Source organism: Candidatus Enterococcus wittei, from assembly GCF_002140175.1.
Taxonomy (GTDB): domain Bacteria; phylum Bacillota; class Bacilli; order Lactobacillales; family Enterococcaceae; genus Enterococcus_B; species Enterococcus_B wittei.
Map to the genome: position 1 here is coordinate 288873 of NZ_NGMO01000002.1, position 21406 is coordinate 310278.

Below are 21406 nucleotides of genomic sequence, written 5' to 3' on the forward strand. Positions count from 1 at the left end.
TTTTTTTAAAATATAAGAAATTATAAAGAGCTAGTAAGAAGCCAGGTTTTTCAAGAAAATAGGCAGTCATTTAATCTAGGTTTTACAGGAAAATATTGTAAAACTGTAAAATAGTTTTTACTTTTTTTATTGACCATTGAAATTTTTTCAATAAACATTGTCTATAAAATAGTTTTCGTTAAACTCCATTTTTTGATGATACTTAGAAAAAGCAACTGAAAAAAAGCGAAGCGATGACTTTCGTCACAGCTTCGCTTAAAAAATCAAGCAGATTATTCTTCCGTAGAACCGATAACTTCTGGTTCAGCTGCTTCACCAGTAGAGGTGCCTTCTTCTGTTGGAGAAACAACGGCAGCGATTTGTTCTTCACCGTCTGTTACGATCGTGTATGCTGAATCTTTAGGCAGATCAGCAACCGTAATAGAGCTTCCTAATGGTAAGTTAGTAATATCTACTTCGATACGTTCTGGCAATTGATCAGGGGTAGCTGAAACAACTACTGTATATAGGTTTTGTGCTAACACACCACCTGATTTCACACCAGTAGATTCACCAACAAGAACAACTTCCGTTTCGACTTCTGTTTGTTCTGTCATATTTACAGACAAAAATTCCACGTGTTCAAAACGATTAGTAAAAGTGTTTGTTTGGACTTTATGAATCAATGTGTTGACTTTTTTTCCGCCGATGCTCATTGTGAAAACGGTATTTGCCCCATTATCACGTAATACTTTACTGAAAATTTGTCCATCAAATGAAATAGGGGTACTTTCTACATTGTAACCATATACGATTGCTGGAACTTTTCCTTCATGACGCAATTTGTTTCTTAATGAACGGGGACGTACTTCTCTTTTACTTACTTCTAATGATACTGACATAACCAAAATTCCTCCTTAAAATGTGACTGCCTGTTTTGGTCACAGACAGGTTTTATTTAAGTGAATTTAACAAGGTCTCTTGCACACTATCGGGTAGCGGCGCTATAAAAACGCAAAAGGGCAGATGCGTACATCTCCCCTTAGAAAGTCAGGATTCAACTTTTCTCCACCAGGTCATTACGCTGTGTATGAGAAATCCAATTCACTTTACAATTTAACCGTAACTCGAATTGAGGTTTAAGTCAAGGAATTACATTTTTTTTAATTTTCAATACGATTCATTAAGGTTATAATGCTTGTGGGGAGTGGAAAGGAAGTATCGATGCGTTTAGATAAATTGATTGAAGAGAAGCTTGCAACGAGTCGTACGGAGATGAAGCGACTGTTTGCAATGAAGCAAGTACGGATCGACGGGATAGTCGAGCAAAAACAAAACCGTAATGTGGATAGTCAACTTCATCATATCGAAGTTGCTGGCGAGATTTTAAAAACCAATGAAGTTTACTTTCTTTTAAATAAACCAAGTAAAGCTGTAACAGCTGTGAAAGATAAACAGAATCAAACAGTCATTGATTTGTTAGCTTCTGCTGACAAAGAACAACCATTATATCCAGTAGGCCGTCTGGATCGTACAACCACTGGTTTATTGCTGATCACTTCCAATGGACAACTAGGCTATGAAATGTTGCTTCCTGATAAAAAAGTATTAAAAACTTATCGAGCCATAGTAAACGAAGAAGTGACAGAAGCAGATCAACTAGCTTTTAAAGAAGGAATTATATTTGAAGGTGGGTATCAATGTTTGCCGGCTGATTTAAAGATCCTTCATGCGAATAAACAGGAAAGTGTCGTTCAGGTGACTATCCAAGAAGGGAAATTTCATCAAGTGAAAAAAATGTTCTTGGCTTGTGGAAAGAAAGTCACTGCATTGCAACGTATCGAGATGGGGCCGTTACAATTAGATATGAATTTAGCGCAAGGTGCGTATCGTTCGTTGACCTTGTCAGAATTGAAACTATTAGAGCCATATTTTAAATAGAAAGAAGTAGGTGTAAAAATGAAATACCACACACTATTATTTGATGTCGATGATACATTACTGGACTTTCAGTTGACTGAAGCAAAAGCTTTGAATGAATTATTTGCAGAACAAGGCATGACATTGACACCAGAAATCCAAACGAGCTACAGAGCATTGAACCATCATTTGTGGCGTGAATTCGAAAAAGGGAATATGACGAGAGAAGAAGTGACAGGCAATCGCTTTGGATTGCTTTTTCAGCAATTTGGGAAAACGGTGGATAGTCAAGCATTAGAACAAAGATATCGCCATTATTTAAATCAAGGTCATGATATGATCACAGGAAGCCATCAGCTACTTCAAACATTAACTGGGAAAGCCGATCTATATATTGTGACAAATGGGGTTTCTAAAACTCAATATCAACGACTAACAGACGCCAAGATGATAGGGTATTTTAAAAAGATCTTTGTGTCAGAAGATGTGGGAGCCCAAAAACCAATGAAAGCTTTTTTTGACTATGTTTTTGCAGCCATTCCTGAGTTGGATAAGGAACGAACAGTAATTATCGGAGATTCATTAACATCTGATATCAAAGGGGGTAACGAAGCGGGGATCGACACGATTTGGTTCAATAAGAATCGCTTGCCAGAAATCCCTGAAATCCAACCGACTCATCGTATCGATTCATTGGATGAACTTTATGGATTACTGGAAATCGATCCTTACTAATTTTCAGAAAAATAGTGCATTTTTGTGTTTTTTCGCTATAATAGATTAGAATGAAAAAACGGATATGAAAGAGGTTTTAGTCAATGACAAAAAGCAAGCCAATTATCATTGGTGTGACGGGCGGATCAGGAAGCGGGAAAACAAGTGTCAGTCGTGGGATATTCAGTCACTTTCCAGATCACTCCATCATGATGCTTGAGCAAGATTCTTATTATAAAGATCAAAGCCATCTGAGTTTTGAAGAACGTTTGAATACAAACTATGATCATCCCTTTGCTTTTGATAATGATCTATTGATCCAGCATGTTGAAAAACTACTGAACTATGAAGCCATTGAAAAACCGGTCTATGATTACGTTGCTCATACAAGAAGTCAAGCAACGATTATTCAGGAACCAAAAGAAGTGATTATTTTAGAAGGTATCTTGATTTTAGAAGATGAACGTTTGCGTGATTTGATGGATATCAAAATCTATGTGGATACAGATGATGATATACGGATCATTCGTCGGATCAAGCGAGATATGGAAGAGCGTGGACGAACGTTAGATTCAGTGATCGAACAGTATTTATCGGTAGTAAAACCAATGTACCACCAATTCATTGAACCAACGAAACGTTATGCAGATATCATCGTGCCAGAAGGTGGAGAAAATCACGTAGCCATTGATTTGATCACAACGAAAGTCGCAAGCTTTTTGAACCATCAATAAGAGTATAAGAACAGTTGACGAGAGATCTAGGGGGATGAGAGTTAAGGACAGCATCCTCCCTTGTCACTCAACTGTTTTTTTGTTTAGTCAAAAGCCCTTGATATCAATGATAACTGTGATGTGGAAGAACTATTTAAGCTTATAAGGGAGCGTTTGATAAGGTTGCTAAGACAAGCACACTGAAGAAGGATGAAAAACGGGAAGAGCGCGGGGAGAGACAATGACGAAGAAAAAGACATGGATACAAAAGGGGATACAACTAGCACCAATAGTGGGTCTATTACTTGTTTTAGGCCTAATCATATATGGGTACCAGCATGGGATTTTTCAATCAGCCCATTCGTTGCAACAATTTATGCGACAGTTTGGTAAGTATGCAGTTTTTCTTTTTATCATGATACAGATTATTCAAGTGATTGTTCCGATTCTTCCAGGGGGGATTTCTTCGGTGGCTGGTATGCTGATGTTTGGGAATGGCTGGGGCTTGCTATATAGTTGTATTGGCTTGATTATAGGGGAAGCTATTGGTTTTTTACTCGTACGTTACTATGGTACAAGCTTTGTCCGCTTTATTTTATCTCCCAAAAAATATCAGAAATTCGAACAGTTAGTCACCGACAAAACGCAAAATATCAAAAAAGTATTGATCGTGACTATGTTATTACCTTTTGCACCTGATGATTTGATTTGTTTGGTAGCTGGACTGACAAAGTTGACATTTAAAGAATATATGCAGATCGTGATCTTATTAAAACCTTGGTCTGTAGCAATCTACAGTATGATCATGCTATACTTGTTCCATCAGGCTCAGGGCCATTGGTAACCTAAATCGGTGGGTACATTGAGGTTGAAAATAAAAAAATACTCGCTTAAACCAATGATGTGTGTTAAAGTATATTTTATGCGACGGGTCGAGAAGATTCTCTGATTGATAGAGATCTAATTGATTTTGGCGGCACAAGATCTTTTGATCACCTACCGGAATGTAGGCGTGCTGGACAAGACTTTTGTGGAGAAGGACTTGTCTGTCTGATTTTTCAGGCACCAGTGAAGAAGGACAGTGATGTCTAACTTCGAAAAACAGGGATTTCCAAAATTTGCTAGTCAAATTTTTGTGAAATTCCTGTTTTTTTGTTTATCTTTTTATGACAATGAAGAAAGCAAAGGTTCAAGAGGAATTGATCAGTAGCCTGCTTTTTCATTTTTCCCTATGGTATAATCTTTTTATCTACTGATAATCTGGTGTGCAAGTCATCAGTAATTACTTAGATGGTCTCGCATTGATGTACAGTAGAATCTTTTAATCTAAGTGGACTATTTTTTTGAAATAAGTTGCTTTTTACAAAAAAATGGAATTAATTGCTTAAGGAGCTTTTAATATGTTCAATAAAATAAAACAATTCGGGCGGAATTTCACGCAAACCGCACCGTTTATTTTAAGTAATACTGTGATCTTGATCCCTTATCTGTTGTTTTTAGGACTAAGCGATGGAACAAATTGGTCCTTAGTGCTCCCATTTACTTTATTTTATACTTTTCGGATGACGGGTTTATTTTTAGTGAGCAGTCTCCGTTTTGGTTTGGATAGCTATACTTTATTGATGATTGCTTTATTGATGGGAGGAGCGGGTTCATTCATCGGGATATTAGGGGTCGTTTATTTCCCCTTGTTTTATCTCTCTAGTATTTTACTAGGTTTGAGTGCCTCCTGGTTAACTCCAGCTAATCTGACGGTTAACTATCATGAGAAACAGCAGGGATTCACGAATATGACAGCCAATAAAATTCCGTTCGCTCTTTTTTTATTAGTGGTGTTATTTCGTTCGATTGAATCAGTTGGTACTGTACAGATAGTAGTTACGTTGGCATTGTATACGTTATTTTATATCATGGCGTATCATACTGTCAGTCATTATCCACGATATGAACTTGACTTTAAAGAAATCAAATCACATATAGTAGTTCCAAAAGAATTGTTTCTTTTCCTTGTTTTTTTTATTCTTTTGTTTCTGTTGAGGAATGCCCGTCTTCTTATGGACCCTCAGTTGTTTGACTTCGCTATTTATGGATTTGTCTTCCTATTCCTGTTAGCTGCATTTTATCTGGGAAGAGCAAGAAAGAACTGGAAATTGTCATCATGGCTAAATGTGTTTACTTTTTTGAGTGGGATGTTTGGCAATTTTCTCTTTTTATTTAGTACATTGTATATAGGTTGCGTATTTGGGTTTGATCGATTAAGTGTCTATCTGTATTTACCTTATGTGGCAGGGGTGGTCTTAGCAAAACTCTCTGGAAAGTCCGTTCTTCAGTTATCTACTCTTTCACCAGTATTGCTGCAATTGATCGGTTTACTTAGCTCTTTGCTGATTTTATTGTTTTCTCAACTATTTGGGATCGGGATATTTTTACTTAGTTTCTGGTATACGGTAATGAACAGTTGGTTGAATCAGAGATATTGTGACGTAGAGACAGCTATTCCTACAGATCGACGAGTGATCACCAAGTTTACGACACAAAACAAAGGTAGTGTTTCCCACCAATTTCTGTTGATGGCATTGATGCTTGGGGCAGCTCAATTATTGGATCAGCCAGTACGCATATTATTACAGCTGACAGGAAAGCTTCCTGTTCCTGCATCCACGATTCAATTGATGGAATATGTGAAGTGGGGGAATATCGGTTTATTGATCATCGGGGTGATCATTGTTTATCTTCTATGGAAAAAGGAGGAAGAGCATGCGAATATTCATTGATGGTGATGGCTCACCAGTCAAAGAAGATGTCATCGAAATTGCTACCGCACATCAAGTCGAAGTAATGATCGTTACAAGTGTAGATCATTACACCAATAAAGAATACCCAAGTACAGTACACTTTATTTATGTCGATAAAGGGGCGGATAGTGCAGACTATAAAATTGTTGGAATGATCCGTAAAGGTGATTTATTAGTGACTCAAGATTATGGCCTAGCTTCCCTTGTATTGCCTAAGGGCGTACGAGTCTTTCATCAATCAGGAAAAGAATTCGATGCAACGAATATCAATGGATTGCTGGAACAACGCTACCAAAGCAGTCAGATGAGGAAAGCGGGTGTCCGAACAAAAGGACCTAAACCATTTACACCACAAGATCATCAGCGGTTTAAAAAGGCTTTAAAAGGGGCATTGACCGTACAATGGACTGAGTAAATGATGGGCAAGAAAAACAGATAGAACAAAGACTTTTTCTATTAAAAGAATGCTTAGATCGCAACTAAACTATTACTCTACTGGGTGTGAACTTGTATACTAAAGCTAAATTAATAGTTGTTTTTGAACAAAACAGCCGTGGATCTCTTAGAAGTTGAATTTCTGATGGAGGCGCAAGTATTATTTACCAAATGATAAAAAAGCGATTTTTAGAATCTTTTACTTCTTTTCTGTCTAAACGTCTGCGCTATTAATGAGAGCGAATGCTCAGCGTATACGCATGGTAGATGGTTTTTTCGAAAAAAATAGATATATTTCAGATTCCTGTAAATAAATGTGACAACCTTATCCTTTTTAGGATGGGTTGTTTTTTTGAATTTACTAGAAATAGAGCGAGTTCTTTGATTGCTTTGTGGCACAGATGATATAATAATTAGTGTATTTTAATTTATTGGTCATGTTCTTCTAATTAAAGAGAGGAGTGAAAAAAATGAAACATGTAAAAGCGTTAGTAGTAAAAGCAATTATGATTTGGGCAATTTTGTGGATCGTGTTAACTGGTTTATACGGTGTTAGTTTTATGGATTCTACCATTATTGGGGTGATCATTGTTGTAATGATTTATGTTTTAGGTGATCTACTGATTTTGAGAAAATTAGGAAATATCCCAGCTACGATTGCTGATGCTGGATCAGCAGCCCTTATTATCTGGGCATATCTATACTTTATGAATGATCTATCTGATATTTGGATGAGAGTTCTAGTACCTGCATTGTTGATTGGAGTCGCTGAATGGTTCTTCCATAAATGGTTATTGAATCAAGGGATTGTCCCAGACGAACGTAAAATGGAATAGATGTAAATGTTAAGTAGGAGTTTGGTCGCTTTGAGCGACTTGTAAGTATAATTGATTTTAAGTGGTAAGCCAAAGAACCCCCAAGATAGTTTCTTCTATTTCGGGGATTCTTCGGCTTATTTTCGGCGTTTTTTAAAATAGGTGATCAAGGTATCGATTGCTAAAAATAGAATCACTACAGCTGCTATCGTATAAGTGAAAATACCTAAAATAGTGATAAAGTTGACTTGATCAGTGGGAGCTGCCTGAACTAAGAGAGAGGAACCCACGATCAAAGCAGCTAAGATCACACCAAAGACTAAGCGATTGACCATGCTTTCAATGCGGTTGAATAATTGGTCTTGCTTCTTTAGCTCTAAGTTGATTTTCCCTTGACCATTTCCCCAAGCTTCAATTAAGTGATGGATCTGTTGCGGAAGTTTGGGTACAGTTTTCATACTTTCAAACAAATCCAAACCGCTTTGTTTCAGCGTGTCTTCAAGGGATAGATGTGTTAAGAAATATCGTTGTGCAAAAGGAGAAGCAACCTCCATCAATGAGATTTCAGGATCTAATACACGAATCACACCTTCTAAGGTGCTAAAAGCTTTCAAAAGCAGCGTAATATCGCGATCAATCTGTAAATGATTTTGGTGACAGATTTTAATGATTTGTGTAAAGACTTGCTGCAAATCAATATCTTCAATAGGTGAGTCTAAGTATTGAGCTAAAAAATCTGCTAGTTGCTGGTGAAAGTTGCTTTCGTCAAAGGCGCCTTCTTGTTGACACAGAAGAACTACTGCTTTTTCGATCCGATATAAGTCTCTAGTGTAAAGGGCAAGCACGGCTTCCACTAATTTTTGGCGAAGGGAAGTAGATAGATGACCCATCATGCCAAAGTCAATGTAGCTGAGAACATAAGGCTGTAATGGCTCGGTTACGCTTGTTTCTGCTTTAACCGTAAAGGCACCTAATTCTTTTTGGTATTCCTTCGTGTCGGTTGTCACATTTTTTTCTGCTTCTTCCGGACTTAAGATTTTGAATAATAAGTTCCCAGGGTGAGGATCTGCGTGAAAGAAGCCATCATCAAAGACTTGTTTCATAAAGTGTTCAATCAGTAGTTTGGCGATCTGCTGTTTTAATTGAGAATTTCCGATTGTTTCAATGATTGAGGAGTCTGATTCCTTTAGGTTCATGAGGTGATTTAAATTTTCACCAGACATTTCCTCCATCACAATGACTTTTTTAGAACAGAAAGCTTCATAGATTTTAGGGGTGCGGATCTCTCGCCAATGATCATTCAATTGATAGAATTGCGCACCATTTTGGCTTTCTTTATAAAAATCCAATTCGTTTGTTAAGGAACGTTTGACTTCTTGTAGTACCCCTTTCAAGTCGATCACACTAGTTTCAGGAATATATTTGATTAAAGGAATAGCTCGTTCAAACAATTGCAAGTCCATGAGGATTTCCTCCGCAATATTAGGGTGCTGGACTTTGACGACTACTGCTTCACCATTTTTCAATATGGCCCGATGTGCTTGTCCCATTGAAGCAGAGGCAAAGGGAATTTGGTTGAATTCATCAAAAATCGTCTCAAGAGACTCGTTTAATTCAGTTTCAATCGTGTGTTTAGTTATTTCGAAGGAATCACTAGGCACACTGTCTTGTAGTGTTTTAAAAGTCTTCGTGAAATTTGGAGAGAGCAAATCATCTCGAACAGAAAGCATTTGTCCAATTTTTATAAAGGTAGGACCTAATTCTTCGAAAGCGGATTTGACTTGATCGGGATTTTTTTGCTGGATCAAGTTAGGGATGACGTTAAATTTTATAAGAACACGTAAAATTTCGGTTAAACGACCGTGGGTTTTTGCCATGATCTTCACTCCTTTCTCTTATCATAACTGCAAAGGAAAAATGCGACAACTATTCTGATAGAAAGGGGTAGGATGGAGGAAAGAAAACGAGGAGTTTGACGAATGATCGAAAGCTTCTTCACCTTTTTTAAAATAAGATGTTTGAATCTTTTGATTTTGTGCTAAAATATGAAGTAAAAATGGAACGATAACGAATACAGGAGGACAATCTTTTGAAGATTACTTTATTATATGGCGGACGCAGTGCGGAACATGATGTTTCGATCCTTTCAGCGTTCTCAGTTTTAAATGCAATTTATTATGCCTATTACCAAGTTCAACTCGTATTTATCAGCAAAGAAGGACAATGGGTGAAAGGCCCATTATTAACCGAAAAACCTGCCAGTGAAGCGGATCTACACTTAACGTGGGATCCAAGTGGTAAAATGACCGAAGGATTTACCGGGAAAGTCATCAATCCAGGGGAAATCAAAGAAGAAGGCACTATCGTCTTTCCTGTTCTTCATGGGCCAAATGGAGAAGATGGAACGATTCAAGGATTCTTAGAAACATTGAACATGCCTTATGTTGGTGCAGGTGTTTTAACGAGTGCTTGTGCGATGGACAAGATCATGACGAAATATATTTTACAAGCAGCGGGTGTCCCACAAGTTCCGTATGTTCCTGTACTGAAAAATCAGTGGAAAGAAAATCCTAAAAAAGTATTTGATCAATGTGAAGGTTCATTGCTTTATCCAATGTTTGTGAAACCAGCAAATATGGGTTCAAGTGTTGGGATCTCAAAAGCAGAGAACCGAGAAGAACTGCAACAAGCACTTGCTACTGCCTATCAATATGATTCACGAGCAATCGTCGAACAAGGGATCGAAGCAAGGGAGATCGAAGTCGCTGTTTTAGGAAACGAAGACGTGCGTACAACGTTGCCAGGGGAAGTAGTCAAAGACGTAGCCTTTTACGACTATGAAGCAAAATATATAAATAATAAAATCGAAATGCAGATTCCAGCAGAGGTGCCAGAAGAAGTTCATCAAAAAGCTCAAGAATATGCAAAAATCGCTTATACGATGTTAGGTGGAAGCGGCTTGAGTCGCTGTGATTTCTTCTTAACAAATAAAAATGAATTATTTCTTAATGAATTAAATTCAATGCCGGGATTTACGGCTTTCAGCATGTATCCTTTATTGTGGGAAAATATGGGACTTAAATACGGTGATTTGATTGAAGAGTTGATCCAGTTAGGCTTGAATCGTTATAATCAGAGACAAAGTTTTTTTGAATAAAATGGATGTATCAGTTACGCAGAAAAATAAAAGCTAAATGAAAGATAAAGGTTGTGGAATAGTCATGATGAGCTGATGAAAGTAAAGGGATTGAGTCCTGACACTTTCACAATGACTATTTTCGCAACCTTACTAATTGGAGTGATGAAACGGTACGTATTCACTCAACGTGCTGTTTGATGACTACTCGCCTTAAGTGGAAAGGACCGAGAAAGATGAATATAACCATACAAGAAATTGCACAAGCTGTAGGAAGTCAGCATGATTCAACAAAAACAATTACGAATGTGGAGTTTGATAGTCGAAAAGTGACCGAAGGGAGTTTGTTTGTTCCTCTCGCTGGAACAAGAGATGGTCATGAATTTATTGAGCAAGCACTCGCTAACGGTGCAGTCGCTTCTTTTTGGAGCTGGAATTTGGAAAAAGCGCCTGAAGGAATCGAGGTCATCCCTGTAAAAGATCCGTTGAAAGCGATGCAAGAACTAGCACAATATTATTTAGCAAAGGTAGGTGCTGATGTTGTTGCGATTACAGGAAGTAATGGGAAGACAACAACGAAAGATCTGACCGCATCTGTCTTATCTCAAGTATATAAAACCTATAAGACACAAGGAAATTACAATAATAATATTGGCATGCCCTATACTATTTTGCATATGCCAGAAGACACAGAAAAAATCGTTTTGGAAATGGGAATGGATCATGCCCATGAAATTACAGAGTTATCCTTGATGGCTCAACCTAAAGTGGCGGCTATCACCATGATCGGAGAAGCACATATTGAAAATTTAGGCTCAAGAGAAGGAATTGCTAAAGCAAAAATGGAGATCACTGATGGATTAGTGGCTGATGGATTGTTGGTTATTCCAGAAAATGAACCCTTGCTCCCACCATTAACACATTTTCTGAAACAAAGAATCCAAACATTTGGGATCAATGAGGGAGATATCTCTGCGAAGATCATCTTAGAAGAAAAGCAACAAACTATTTTTGAAGTTGCTGGAGAGACTATGACGATTCCATTACCTGGAAGCTACAATGTAACCAATGCATTGATCGCTTATACTATTGGACGCTTTTTTGGCATCAATATTGCGGCGATTCAGCGTGGCTTAGCCAGTGTAGCCGTCACACAAAATCGGACAGAATGGTTAACTGCTGGAAATGGTGCAGCGATATTAAGTGATGTGTACAATGCCAATCCAACTGCAATGGGCTTAGTTTTAGATACGGTAGCAAAATTTCCTACCCCTGGACGAAGATTAGCTGTACTAGCAGATATGCTAGAATTGGGAGAAGATTCTTTAGCAATGCATGCGAAGATGAGTGAACATATTACTCCTGAAGCATTCTCAAAAATCTTTTTATATGGAAAGCAAATGCGTGCTTTAAAAGAAGCTCTCGCACAGAAATATCCTGGACTTATTGTTTTTTATATAGAAGAAGACAAAGAAAAATTGATTTCATCAGTCAAAAAAGAGCTACAACCAACAGATACTATTGTGCTAAAAGGAAGCAACAGTATGGGCTTGATTGAAGTAGTGCAGGAATTACAAGGAATGAAATAAGACCTGTAAACTTGCAGAAAACAAAATAATATGTTAGAATAACCTATTGCCGAAAGATGAAGAGAAATTGGACTGGGTTTATCATTTTTTGTAATTGCTAAAGCCAGATGTCATAATAATGATAAAGCTGAACGCGACCCGTTTGGCTTTTCTAATGCCTAAACTTCGCAAAGTGATTTTTCGGTGGTGCATAGAGGCTAGTGCTAGATGAAAAACATGCATAGCCACTGTCAAAAGAAACAAACACTTTGACCGAACAATCGACGGGGTAGCAATATTTAGCTACATCCTCAGTTAACAACCATATAGGAGGATTCATTTGAAATTTAAAGAACTAGAATTATCACCAGAATTATTACAATCAGTAGAGCGTGCAGGGTTTGAAGAAGCGACGCCAATCCAAGCAGAAACGATTCCACTTGCCTTAGATGGAAAAGACGTAATTGGACAAGCGCAAACAGGGACAGGTAAAACAGCTGCATTTGGACTGCCTATGCTAGAAAAAATTGATACTACACGTTCAGAGTTGCAAGGATTAGTTATTGCACCTACTCGTGAATTAGCCATCCAAACACAAGAAGAACTTTACCGCCTTGGTCGCGACAAACGTGTACGTGTACAAGCTGTCTACGGTGGGGCTGACATCGGTCGCCAAATCCGTGGATTGAAAGATCGTCCACATATCGTTGTTGGTACACCAGGACGTATGTTGGATCATATCAACCGCCACACATTGAAACTTGGTACTGTTGAAGTATTAGTCTTAGATGAAGCGGATGAAATGTTGAATATGGGCTTTTTAGAAGATATTGAAAGTATCATTTCAAAAGTACCTGATCAACGTCAAACATTATTATTCTCAGCTACAATGCCGCCAGCAATCAAAAGCATCGGTGTGAAATTCATGAAAGATCCTACTCACGTGAAGATCAAAACCAAAGAAATGACAGCTGATTTGATTGACCAATATTACGTGCGTGCAAAAGAATATGAAAAATTCGATGTAATGACACGTCTATTAGATGTTCAATCACCAGAATTAACAATCGTTTTTGGACGCACAAAACGTCGTGTGGATGAATTAGCACGTGGTCTAGAAGCTCGTGGCTATCGTGCAGAAGGAATCCATGGAGACCTTTCTCAACAAAAACGGATGAGTGTGCTACGTTCATTCAAGAGCGGCCATTTAGATATTCTAGTAGCGACGGATGTTGCTGCTCGTGGCTTGGATATTTCAGGTGTGACACACGTTTACAACTATGATATTCCTCAAGATCCAGAAAGCTACGTTCACCGTATTGGTCGTACAGGGCGTGCTGGTAAAGGTGGAATGTCTGTAACATTTGTGACACCAAATGAAATGGGCTATCTACATGTTATTGAAAACTTAACGAAAAAACGGATGACAACTTTACGTCCGCCAACTGAAAAAGAAGCGTTCAAAGGACAGCTAGGTGCTGCAGTTGAGCAAATCGAAGAAAAATTGGCAGAAAATGGGTTAGATAAATATTTGCAAACCGCAGATAAATTGTTAGAAGAATATTCTGCTCAAGATCTTGTTGCGTTGTTATTGAAAACAACAGCAAAAGATCCATCTGATGCAACCCCAGTAAAAATCACACCAGAACGTCCATTGCCTATGCAGAAAAAAGGCTATAATAAAAATGGAAAACGTGGTGGCGGAGGTGGCGGAAACAACCGTAACCGTCGTGACAACGGAAACTATCGTGGTAACAAATCAGCAAAAGGTAGTTACAGTAAAAACCACAATAAACAAAAAGACAGCGGTAGTGGCAAACGCACAAATGATAAAAAGCGTGGGTTTGTGATCCGTACGAATAATGATTAAGCTGAGAACATGATGCGTTAAGCTCTGAGTGTTAAGTTTGAGTTTGTGAAAAATAGTTTCCCTATTTTTCGGGTTTCAACTTGATACTGAAGGGGTTGGAATTAACTCTAGCTAGTCAATTTGATGAGGCTGGGAACACGTTTCTTCTCAAAACAAAAGTCCTTAAATATCAAATCAACCCGATCAGGTAAACTGTCTGATCGGGTTGATTTTTATATAAGGAAATAAATTGAGAGAGAGGATCGGAGATTTCAATCAATAATGATAATTGAATAACGTATTAAATAAAGTTATTTTAGTTATGTAATATAAGATTATAAAGTATTTTTTTATTTGATCTATTTTATAGAATAAATGGATGTATTATCTATTTATTAAGAAAAAACCAAGTTTAATCTAATCATTTTTTATTAGCTGATTTTTATAAAAATCAATGTTAAAATAATTTTTATGTTTTTTAAAATAGTAAAGTTTATTATGTGACGGATTTTATGTTTCGCAGATTAGTATTCAAAACTGAAATAAAGAGTGAGAGAACGTAACTAGCTATTCGTTATTTTCTCAGGTGGGAGAAGATAAATTGCGTTGCTACAGACGTTTATTCATATTTATTTATAAGCGTTTGTTTAAAAGAATTATTTTTTTAAATGTTATGTTTAAAAATGGAATTCATTTTTATAATGATATCGAAATTTTCCAGCTGATTTTCTCTAGTTGACTTTTCATTTTTGTTATTTCTAGACTTATTGGTGGTAAAATACTAAAAATTTGGTAGAATTAGGGTGTTCTAAAATTTTTTGAAAAGAGAAGTCATGTATGATAACAGGAATTGGAATTGACGCAGTTGAACTGTCGAGAATTGCTAAGATCATCAAAGAAAAAACGAGTTTTATTGATCGTGTGCTAACACCAAGTGAAATCGAAATGTTTCGTAGGTTACCCTTTCATCGGCAAGTGGAATTTTTAGGCGGTCGTTATGCGTGTAAAGAAGCTTTTTCAAAAGCTTGGGGGACAGGTATCGGGAAAGTCACTTTTCAAGAGATTGAGATTTTGAAAAATGAAGCTGGTCAGCCAATCGTGACAAAATCACCTCATCAGGGGAAGATTTGGGTCAGTATCACACATACAGATGAATTAGCTTTTGCACAGATTATTTTAGAAGACTAGAAAGAAGGAAATAATAATGGTTGTTGCTTGGCATCGTCCAACGAAAGCGATTATACATAAAAAAGCAATTACAGAAAATGTCGCAAATGAAGTTTCTCGATTAAGTGATAAAGAATTATTTGCTGTAGTAAAAGCAAATGGTTATGGTCATGGAGCAGTCGAAACTGCCAAGGCGGCAGAAGCTGGAGGGGCCTCTGGCTTTTGTGTAGCTACTTTAGACGAAGGCATCGAATTACGAGAAGCAGGCTTCGTACAACCAATTCTTGTATTGAATATGGTTCCTGTTGATGCGTTGACGTTAGCAGTTATTCATGATCTATCTATTACAGCTGGGAATGAAGAGTGGTTGGAGCATGTAACTGGATATTTAGAAGAACGTCACTTAGAGCACCCACTTAAACTTCATTTGAAAGTAGATACAGGCATGGGGCGAATTGGATTTCGTTCATCCGTAGAAGTGAATGCAGCAGTCAATTATCTGCAAAATAGTTCGGTGTTGGAGTGGGAAGGAATCTTTACTCATTTTTCAACAGCGGATCAGGCAGATACCTCTTATTGGGAAAAACAAAATAAGCGTTTTTTAGAAGTGATTGAAAATCTTCCAGAGCTACCCCGATACATCCATAGTAGTAATAGTGCTACTGCTTTGTGGCACGAACAGGCGCCTGGAAATATGATCCGATATGGGGTAGCGATGTATGGATTGAATCCTTCAGGACATGAATTAGCAGAAGTTTACCCTTTAAGACCAGCACTTGAGTTAGTCTCTGAATTGATCCAAGTGAAAAAACTACCTGCAGGTGAAGGAATTAGCTACGGGGAGACCTATGTAACTCCCAAAGAAGAATGGATTGGTACTGTACCCATTGGTTATGCAGACGGCTGGTTACGTAAAATGCAAGGTTTCTCGTTGTTAATTGAGGGTGTCTATTGTGAAACTGTAGGAAGAGTTTGTATGGATCAATTGATGGTGAGACTTCCTTATGAACTACCGGTAGGGACCAAAGTAACGCTAATTGGTCAAAGTGGTGAAGAGGAAATTACGATGCAAGATGTGGCGGATCAAATGGAAACGATCCATTATGAAGTTGCATGTATACTAGGACCTCGAATTCCTAGAGAATATCAAGAGTAAGGAGAGGCGTATGGTAAAAAGAGGAGATATTTATTTTGCTGATCTTTCTCCAGTCGTAGGGTCAGAACAAGGTGGGACACGTCCTGTATTGGTGATTCAAAATAACTTAGGAAATCATTTCAGTCCCACAGTGATTGTTGCTGCTATCACTGCCAAAATGGCCAAGCCCAAGTTGCCTACGCATATAGGAATAAAAGCAACTGGAACTGGTATAGAAAGAGATTCTGTAATCCTGCTTGAACAAATCAGGACAATTGATAAATCAAGGCTAAAAGAAAAAGTATGTCACTTAGAACGGCCAATCATGTTAGAAGTCGATCGTGCGCTAAAAATCAGTGTCGGTATTGAAGCGTTAATGCCTGCCGCAAAATCATAAGATAAAACAGCACACTTTTACATATAAAAGGTTGATGAAAACGAAAAGGGTCGTCCTAGCGTGTACTAAAAATAAAAATGCTAAATAAAAGTTGTAGTTGGGACCAGTACTAGCTCTAAAAGATAAGCCGAATCATTTCGAAAGTAGTTTTTCTGCCTTTCGAAATGATCCGGCTTATTTATTATGAAGGGGCTATTTTTGGTGTGAGAGGGTGGAAAAAGTGGATTTTAACATTACCAACTAGCTTTTTTCACTCCTGGGATCAGTCCTTGGTGAGCTAACTCGCGGAATTTCACACGAGACATACCAAACTTACGCATATATCCACGTGGTCTACCATCTATCATGTCACGATTTTTAAGTCGTTCTGGACGTGCACTTAAAGGAAGCTTACGTAAACCTTCATAATCTTTTTGAACTTTTAATTCTTGACGTAATGACGCATACTGAGCAATGATTTCTTGTTGTTTTTTTGCTTTCGCAATCTTAGATTTTTTTGCCATCTATCGTTTCCTCCAATAAATTTTTATGTAAAACGTAATGATTACGTTTGATTGAGTAGCTACTATATCATAGTCTTTTTTAAAAGACAATTTTTTTCTCTCGAAAACGAAAAAATAAATAAAATCGAAGCGCTTCTTTTGTCAAAAGTGCTTGTCGTACGTAAACTGAAAGAAAAAGGGGAGGGCTGAACGATGCGAAGATTTGCCATAAACGGTTATGGAAAGGCAGAAGAGGTATTTGAGGAGATTTTGGCACAACCACGTGAAGTTACTGCAGAGCATGTGAGAATAAATTTAAAAGCTTTTAGTATCAATCCTTATGATGTAGCGGTTCGTTTGGGAAAAATGAAAGCCGAGCGTACGTTGAAATTTCCTTATGTTCTAGGAAACGATGGTGCAGGGATCATTACGGAAGTAGGCGAGGGTGTAAATTATTTTCATGTAGGAGATCGTGTTGCGTTGCACGCATTAGGAGGTACGTATGGGGAAGAAGTGGTTGTACCGGTAAAGAAAATAGCAAAATTACCCGAAAAAATGAATTGGGCAGAAGCTTCAGCAATCGTCACTCCGGGAATTACAGCGTATCATTTGATTACTCATCTACTGGATATACAACCCACCGATACTGTCATGATTCTAGGAGCATCTGGTAATGTAGGGAGAAGTCTTGTCCAATTACTTCATGAAAAAGGAATCCATCTATTAGCAAGCGCCTCTAAAAGAAATGAACATAGTGTGAGACAGCTAGGAGTTTCCCATTTTTCTGCCTATGATGAAGAAAATCCTGGGGAAGTTTTTGCTGATCAAGCAGATATCGTGATCGATGCCACCAAGGGAAGCAGACAAGGAAAAGTAGGGATCCAGATCATGAAAGAAGGTGGTCGATATATTGCGTTAAATGATTTACCGGAATTATCCTTACGTAATGAAAAAAATGGTTTTTATGAAATGTATATTCCAAGAAAAGAATATCAAGATAGGGAAGCCTTTGATCATCTTTTTTCCGCCTATCAACAAGGTCATTTTGCCATAAAGATAGCAGAAACATTACCAGCCACTTTGGCAAATGTGATTGTGGCACACCAGAAAATGGAAGGTCATCCACCAGCTGGAAAAATAAGCTTGGTATTTGATTAAGAATATATTTCGTCTATGTTTGAAAAAGAGTCTGTCCATGCTATAAATGGTGCAGACTTTTTGTCGATGATTACCTTATAAATATCTTTCCTACATAAATGATGATAAAGTAAAAGAGACGAACTTTAATATTTTATTAAGGTAAACGGGGCAACATTCGGACAATTCGATTTATATGTCAAAATTTAGGGGATTTTCATGAAAAAGTTATTGAAAATAAGTTGAAATACATGATAAAGTGGATCAGCTGAAACAAAAGAAGGGGATATTTATGCGGTCAATAAAAAATACACTTAAATTATATTTACTTGATTGGAAACGAATAGCCAAGAACCCAATTGCCACACTTCTGATCATTGCCATCATGATTATCCCTTCATTATATGCATGGTTTAATATCAAAGCGTTGTGGGATCCATATGGGAATACCGGTGATTTACCAATTGCTGTGTACAGCGCAGACAAGCCGGCAGAATTTCAAGGAAATGAAGTAGCAATCGGCAAAGAAGTGCTTAAATCTCTTCATGAAAATAAAGATTTAGGTTGGCGATTCGTTGATTCGAAACAGGAGTTAGAAGACGGTGTACGTTCGGGAAAATACTACGCCGGAATTTATTTACCAGAAGATTTTTCAAAAGATCTATTAAGCTTTACGAGTGGGGACATCAGGAAACCCAAAATCGAATATACAGTAAATGAAAAAATCAATGCGATTGCACCGAAAATCACCGATAAAGGGGCAACGTCGATTCAATCACAGATTTCCAGTGAGTTTATCAAAACAGCTAGTGATACGTTACTAAGAGTGTTCAATGAAATCGGATATGATATCGATTCGAACTTAGTAAGTATCAATAAAGTGAAATCAATGATCTTATCCACAGATGAAAACTTAGGGTCTATTGATGGTTATACCCAACAAGTGCTTGATTTACAAAAGCAACTACCAGATATCAAAAATAAACTAGCTAAAGCCAATGAATTTGTCGATTATTTACCACAGGTCGATGAAATGGGGCAAAAGGTCGTGGCATTGAATGAGAAGATGCCCGAGTTGAAAGATCAAGCAAAAATCATTCTTGATCTTCAACAAAAGATTCCTGAGATCCAAAATGCAGGAAAGCAGATTGCTGAAATCGACAATGACTTTTCTTCTATTGAAGAAACGATGGATCAAGCAATCAACGAAGCAAAACAAGGATTAACCATCATCCAACAAGTGCAAGCCATCTTGCCAGATGTGAAAAAACTTGAATCACAAGCTAGCAACTTGGCGACAGATACGAAGAACGCTGCTACACAATTGAAAGAAGCTGTTCCAGGGATCACAACGAGTGTGAAGACGACTTTAGATTCAATCAGTCAAGTAGCAACTACTACTAGTTCATTAGCAGCAACAATTGAAGAAGCTGTGGCAGATGGACAACTTACTGATCAAGAGAAAACAGATATCAATAACGTATTAACTCGTTTTATCAATAGTATCCCAGAACAACAAAAAGCGATCGATCAAGTGATTGCGTTCTTGAAACAATTGCAAGCAAATACTGGAAGTTCGAAATTACAACCAGTGATCGATGCCTTAACGAATGTCAAACTATTATTGACTGATTTGCAAAATCGATTAGTCCAATTGAATGAAGCAATCCAAACAGGAAACATCGATGACGTAAAAAAATTACTTCAAGAAGTTCAAAATGCTGCAGCTTCAGTAAATAATTTAATCAAAAGTATTCCAGTAGATAATGTCAGCACAACTGTCGAATCACTCTTGAATCAAGTGATCGATACGATCACTACCGCTCAGGGTGTGTTAAGCCAAGCGGAACAAATCGATTTTGATTCATTGTTAAATGCAACCAAAGAAACGGTAACGAATGTGGTAGCGATCTTAGAGAAATATCAAAAAGAAATGCCAGCGATTGGACAGGAAATCCATGATGCAAATACGATGTTAAATGGTAATATGGAGACTATCGTCAATGGGATCAATAAAGGGGCAGATCTTTACAACAATGATCTTCCTGTATTACAAGAAAAATTAGGCTTAGCAGCTGATTTTGTTCAAAATGATTGGCCAACGATCAGAAATGAAATCAATAGCACTATGACAACGGTCAATGAAAAAATGCCTGAAGTGGAAACTGCAGTCAATGCTGCGGCTGATCTGATCACTAATGACTGGCCTAGTATCAAAGCAGGAATCGCCAAAGCGGCAGATGCGATCCGTAAGGGAGAAGAAGAAGTCGATCTTGGCGAGGTAATCAAACTATTGAAATTAGATGCCACAAAAGAAAGTGATTTCTTTACATCACCGGTAGAACTACAAACTAATGCGTTGTATCCAATTCCAAATAACGGGTCCGCAAGCACACCGTTTTACACTGCTTTATGTTTGTGGGTAGGGGCAGTATTACTTTCAAGTGTTGCCACAACCGATTATTATTTAGACAAGAAAGAACGTAATAAGTTTACGAAACGTGAACAGTTCGTTGCTCGGATGTTGACCTTCTTGACGGTGGCGATTGCTCAAAGTCTAATCGTTACATTAGGGAACATTTTCTTGCTTGGAGTATACGTAGTCAATCCAGTATATAGTGTCCTATTTTCACTTTTGATTGCCTTATCATTTATGATGATCGTCTATGTGTTAGCGGCACTCTTTGATAATGTCGGAAAAGGAATTGCGATTATCATTCTCGTACTATCCATCTCTGGTGGTGGAGGAAACTATCCAATTCAAGTGTCAGGTAAATTCTTCCAGATGATCAATCCATTTTTACCATTTACGCATGCAGTGAATCTGTTACGAGAGTCTACTGGTGGGATTTACTGGCCAAATGCCACAAAAGCGATCTGGATCTTGATTGGTTTGTTCGTTGTAGTGGGGATCATCGGGACAGCTGTTTTTCCATTTATTGAAGAGAAAATGAAGAAATTCAAGGAAGCTGCCCATGAGAGTCGAATCTTCCACTAACATGTGACTTTTTGTTTAGCAAGTTGCTAAGAAAACAGGCTAGTATTTAATGAAAAGATACCCTGCTTTAGACAATCAACGAGCTTAGGAGATGATCGTTTTCCTAAGCTCGTTTTTTTATATCTACATCTTCACAAAGCTTACTTAGTATGAAAATCTACAGAGA

The 21406-nt window shown here is 37.6% G+C and carries 18 protein-coding genes; 15 read left to right on the plus strand and 3 right to left on the minus strand.

Translation table 11 applies throughout. The annotated features are described in order from the left end of the window. Positions 1-272 precede the first annotated feature (272 nt). Positions 273-881, minus strand: coding sequence for a 50S ribosomal protein L25/general stress protein Ctc (locus A5844_RS05635; protein ID WP_086284290.1), 609 nt, complete (start codon positions 879-881; stop codon positions 273-275). Between the two features lie 322 nt (positions 882-1203). On the opposite strand from A5844_RS05635, the gene A5844_RS05640 reads away from it, so the two are divergent. The 7 genes from A5844_RS05640 to A5844_RS05670 all read left to right on the plus strand — a co-directional run bounded on the left by A5844_RS05640 (position 1204) and on the right by A5844_RS05670 (position 7392). After that, positions 1204-1920 (plus strand): 16S rRNA pseudouridine(516) synthase, encoded by a 717-nt coding sequence (locus A5844_RS05640; RefSeq protein WP_086284291.1) that lies wholly within the window; start codon positions 1204-1206, stop codon positions 1918-1920. Positions 1921-1938: 18 nt separating this feature from the next. Next, entirely contained in the window at positions 1939-2634 is a 696-nt protein-coding gene (locus A5844_RS05645) for a YjjG family noncanonical pyrimidine nucleotidase (RefSeq protein WP_086284292.1), read from the plus strand. Positions 2635-2717: 83 nt separating this feature from the next. Next, positions 2718-3347, plus strand: a complete 630-nt coding sequence (gene udk / locus A5844_RS05650) for a uridine kinase (RefSeq protein ID WP_086284293.1) — start codon at positions 2718-2720, stop codon at positions 3345-3347. Between the two features lie 220 nt (positions 3348-3567). Continuing rightward, entirely contained in the window at positions 3568-4170 is a 603-nt protein-coding gene (locus A5844_RS05655) for a TVP38/TMEM64 family protein (RefSeq protein WP_086284294.1), read from the plus strand. A gap of 556 nt (positions 4171-4726) precedes the next feature. Further along, positions 4727-6100 (plus strand): hypothetical protein, encoded by a 1374-nt coding sequence (locus tag A5844_RS05660; protein WP_086284295.1) that lies wholly within the window; start codon positions 4727-4729, stop codon positions 6098-6100. After that, positions 6084-6536 (plus strand): YaiI/YqxD family protein, encoded by a 453-nt coding sequence (locus tag A5844_RS05665; RefSeq protein WP_086284296.1) that lies wholly within the window; start codon positions 6084-6086, stop codon positions 6534-6536. The genes A5844_RS05660 and A5844_RS05665 overlap by 17 nt, the downstream gene beginning before the upstream one ends. A gap of 490 nt (positions 6537-7026) precedes the next feature. Further along, positions 7027-7392, plus strand: a complete 366-nt coding sequence (locus A5844_RS05670; RefSeq protein WP_086284297.1) for a DUF2512 family protein — start codon at positions 7027-7029, stop codon at positions 7390-7392. A 116-nt stretch (positions 7393-7508) separates the two neighbouring features. On the opposite strand, the gene A5844_RS05675 is transcribed toward A5844_RS05670, so the two are convergent. Further along, complete coding sequence (locus A5844_RS05675; protein WP_086284298.1) at positions 7509-9248, minus strand: ABC1 kinase family protein; 1740 nt, start codon at positions 9246-9248, stop codon at positions 7509-7511. A 212-nt stretch (positions 9249-9460) separates the two neighbouring features. On the opposite strand from A5844_RS05675, the gene A5844_RS05680 reads away from it, so the two are divergent. The 6 genes from A5844_RS05680 (at position 9461) to A5844_RS05705 (ending at position 16623) form a co-directional block, all read left to right on the plus strand. After that, positions 9461-10528 (plus strand): D-alanine--D-alanine ligase, encoded by a 1068-nt coding sequence (locus tag A5844_RS05680; RefSeq protein ID WP_086284299.1) that lies wholly within the window; start codon positions 9461-9463, stop codon positions 10526-10528. 215 nt (positions 10529-10743) lie between these two features. After that, on the plus strand, positions 10744-12096 hold the full coding sequence (locus tag A5844_RS05685) for a UDP-N-acetylmuramoyl-tripeptide--D-alanyl-D-alanine ligase (protein ID WP_086284300.1): 1353 nt from the start codon (positions 10744-10746) through the stop codon (positions 12094-12096). Positions 12097-12415: 319 nt separating this feature from the next. Beyond that, on the plus strand, positions 12416-13945 hold the full coding sequence (cshA, locus tag A5844_RS05690; RefSeq protein WP_086284301.1) for a degradosome RNA helicase CshA: 1530 nt from the start codon (positions 12416-12418) through the stop codon (positions 13943-13945). An 816-nt stretch (positions 13946-14761) separates the two neighbouring features. Continuing rightward, positions 14762-15112, plus strand: a complete 351-nt coding sequence (gene acpS, locus A5844_RS05695) for a holo-ACP synthase (RefSeq protein ID WP_086284302.1) — start codon at positions 14762-14764, stop codon at positions 15110-15112. A 16-nt stretch (positions 15113-15128) separates the two neighbouring features. Beyond that, positions 15129-16247, plus strand: coding sequence for an alanine racemase (gene alr, locus A5844_RS05700; RefSeq protein WP_086284303.1), 1119 nt, complete (start codon positions 15129-15131; stop codon positions 16245-16247). Between the two features lie 10 nt (positions 16248-16257). Continuing rightward, entirely contained in the window at positions 16258-16623 is a 366-nt protein-coding gene (locus A5844_RS05705; RefSeq protein WP_086284304.1) for a type II toxin-antitoxin system PemK/MazF family toxin, read from the plus strand. Positions 16624-16856: 233 nt separating this feature from the next. On the opposite strand, the gene rpsN is transcribed toward A5844_RS05705, so the two are convergent. After that, positions 16857-17126: a 30S ribosomal protein S14 gene (gene rpsN, locus A5844_RS05710; RefSeq protein ID WP_086284305.1), complete on the minus strand. Its 270-nt coding sequence runs from the start codon at positions 17124-17126 to the stop codon at positions 16857-16859. A gap of 192 nt (positions 17127-17318) precedes the next feature. Between rpsN and A5844_RS05715 the strand changes: the two genes are divergently transcribed. Both A5844_RS05715 and A5844_RS05720 read left to right on the plus strand, forming a co-directional pair. Beyond that, positions 17319-18263: an NADP-dependent oxidoreductase gene (locus A5844_RS05715; protein WP_086284306.1), complete on the plus strand. Its 945-nt coding sequence runs from the start codon at positions 17319-17321 to the stop codon at positions 18261-18263. A 271-nt stretch (positions 18264-18534) separates the two neighbouring features. Further along, positions 18535-21240 (plus strand): YhgE/Pip domain-containing protein, encoded by a 2706-nt coding sequence (locus A5844_RS05720; protein ID WP_086284307.1) that lies wholly within the window; start codon positions 18535-18537, stop codon positions 21238-21240. Positions 21241-21406 lie beyond the last annotated feature (166 nt).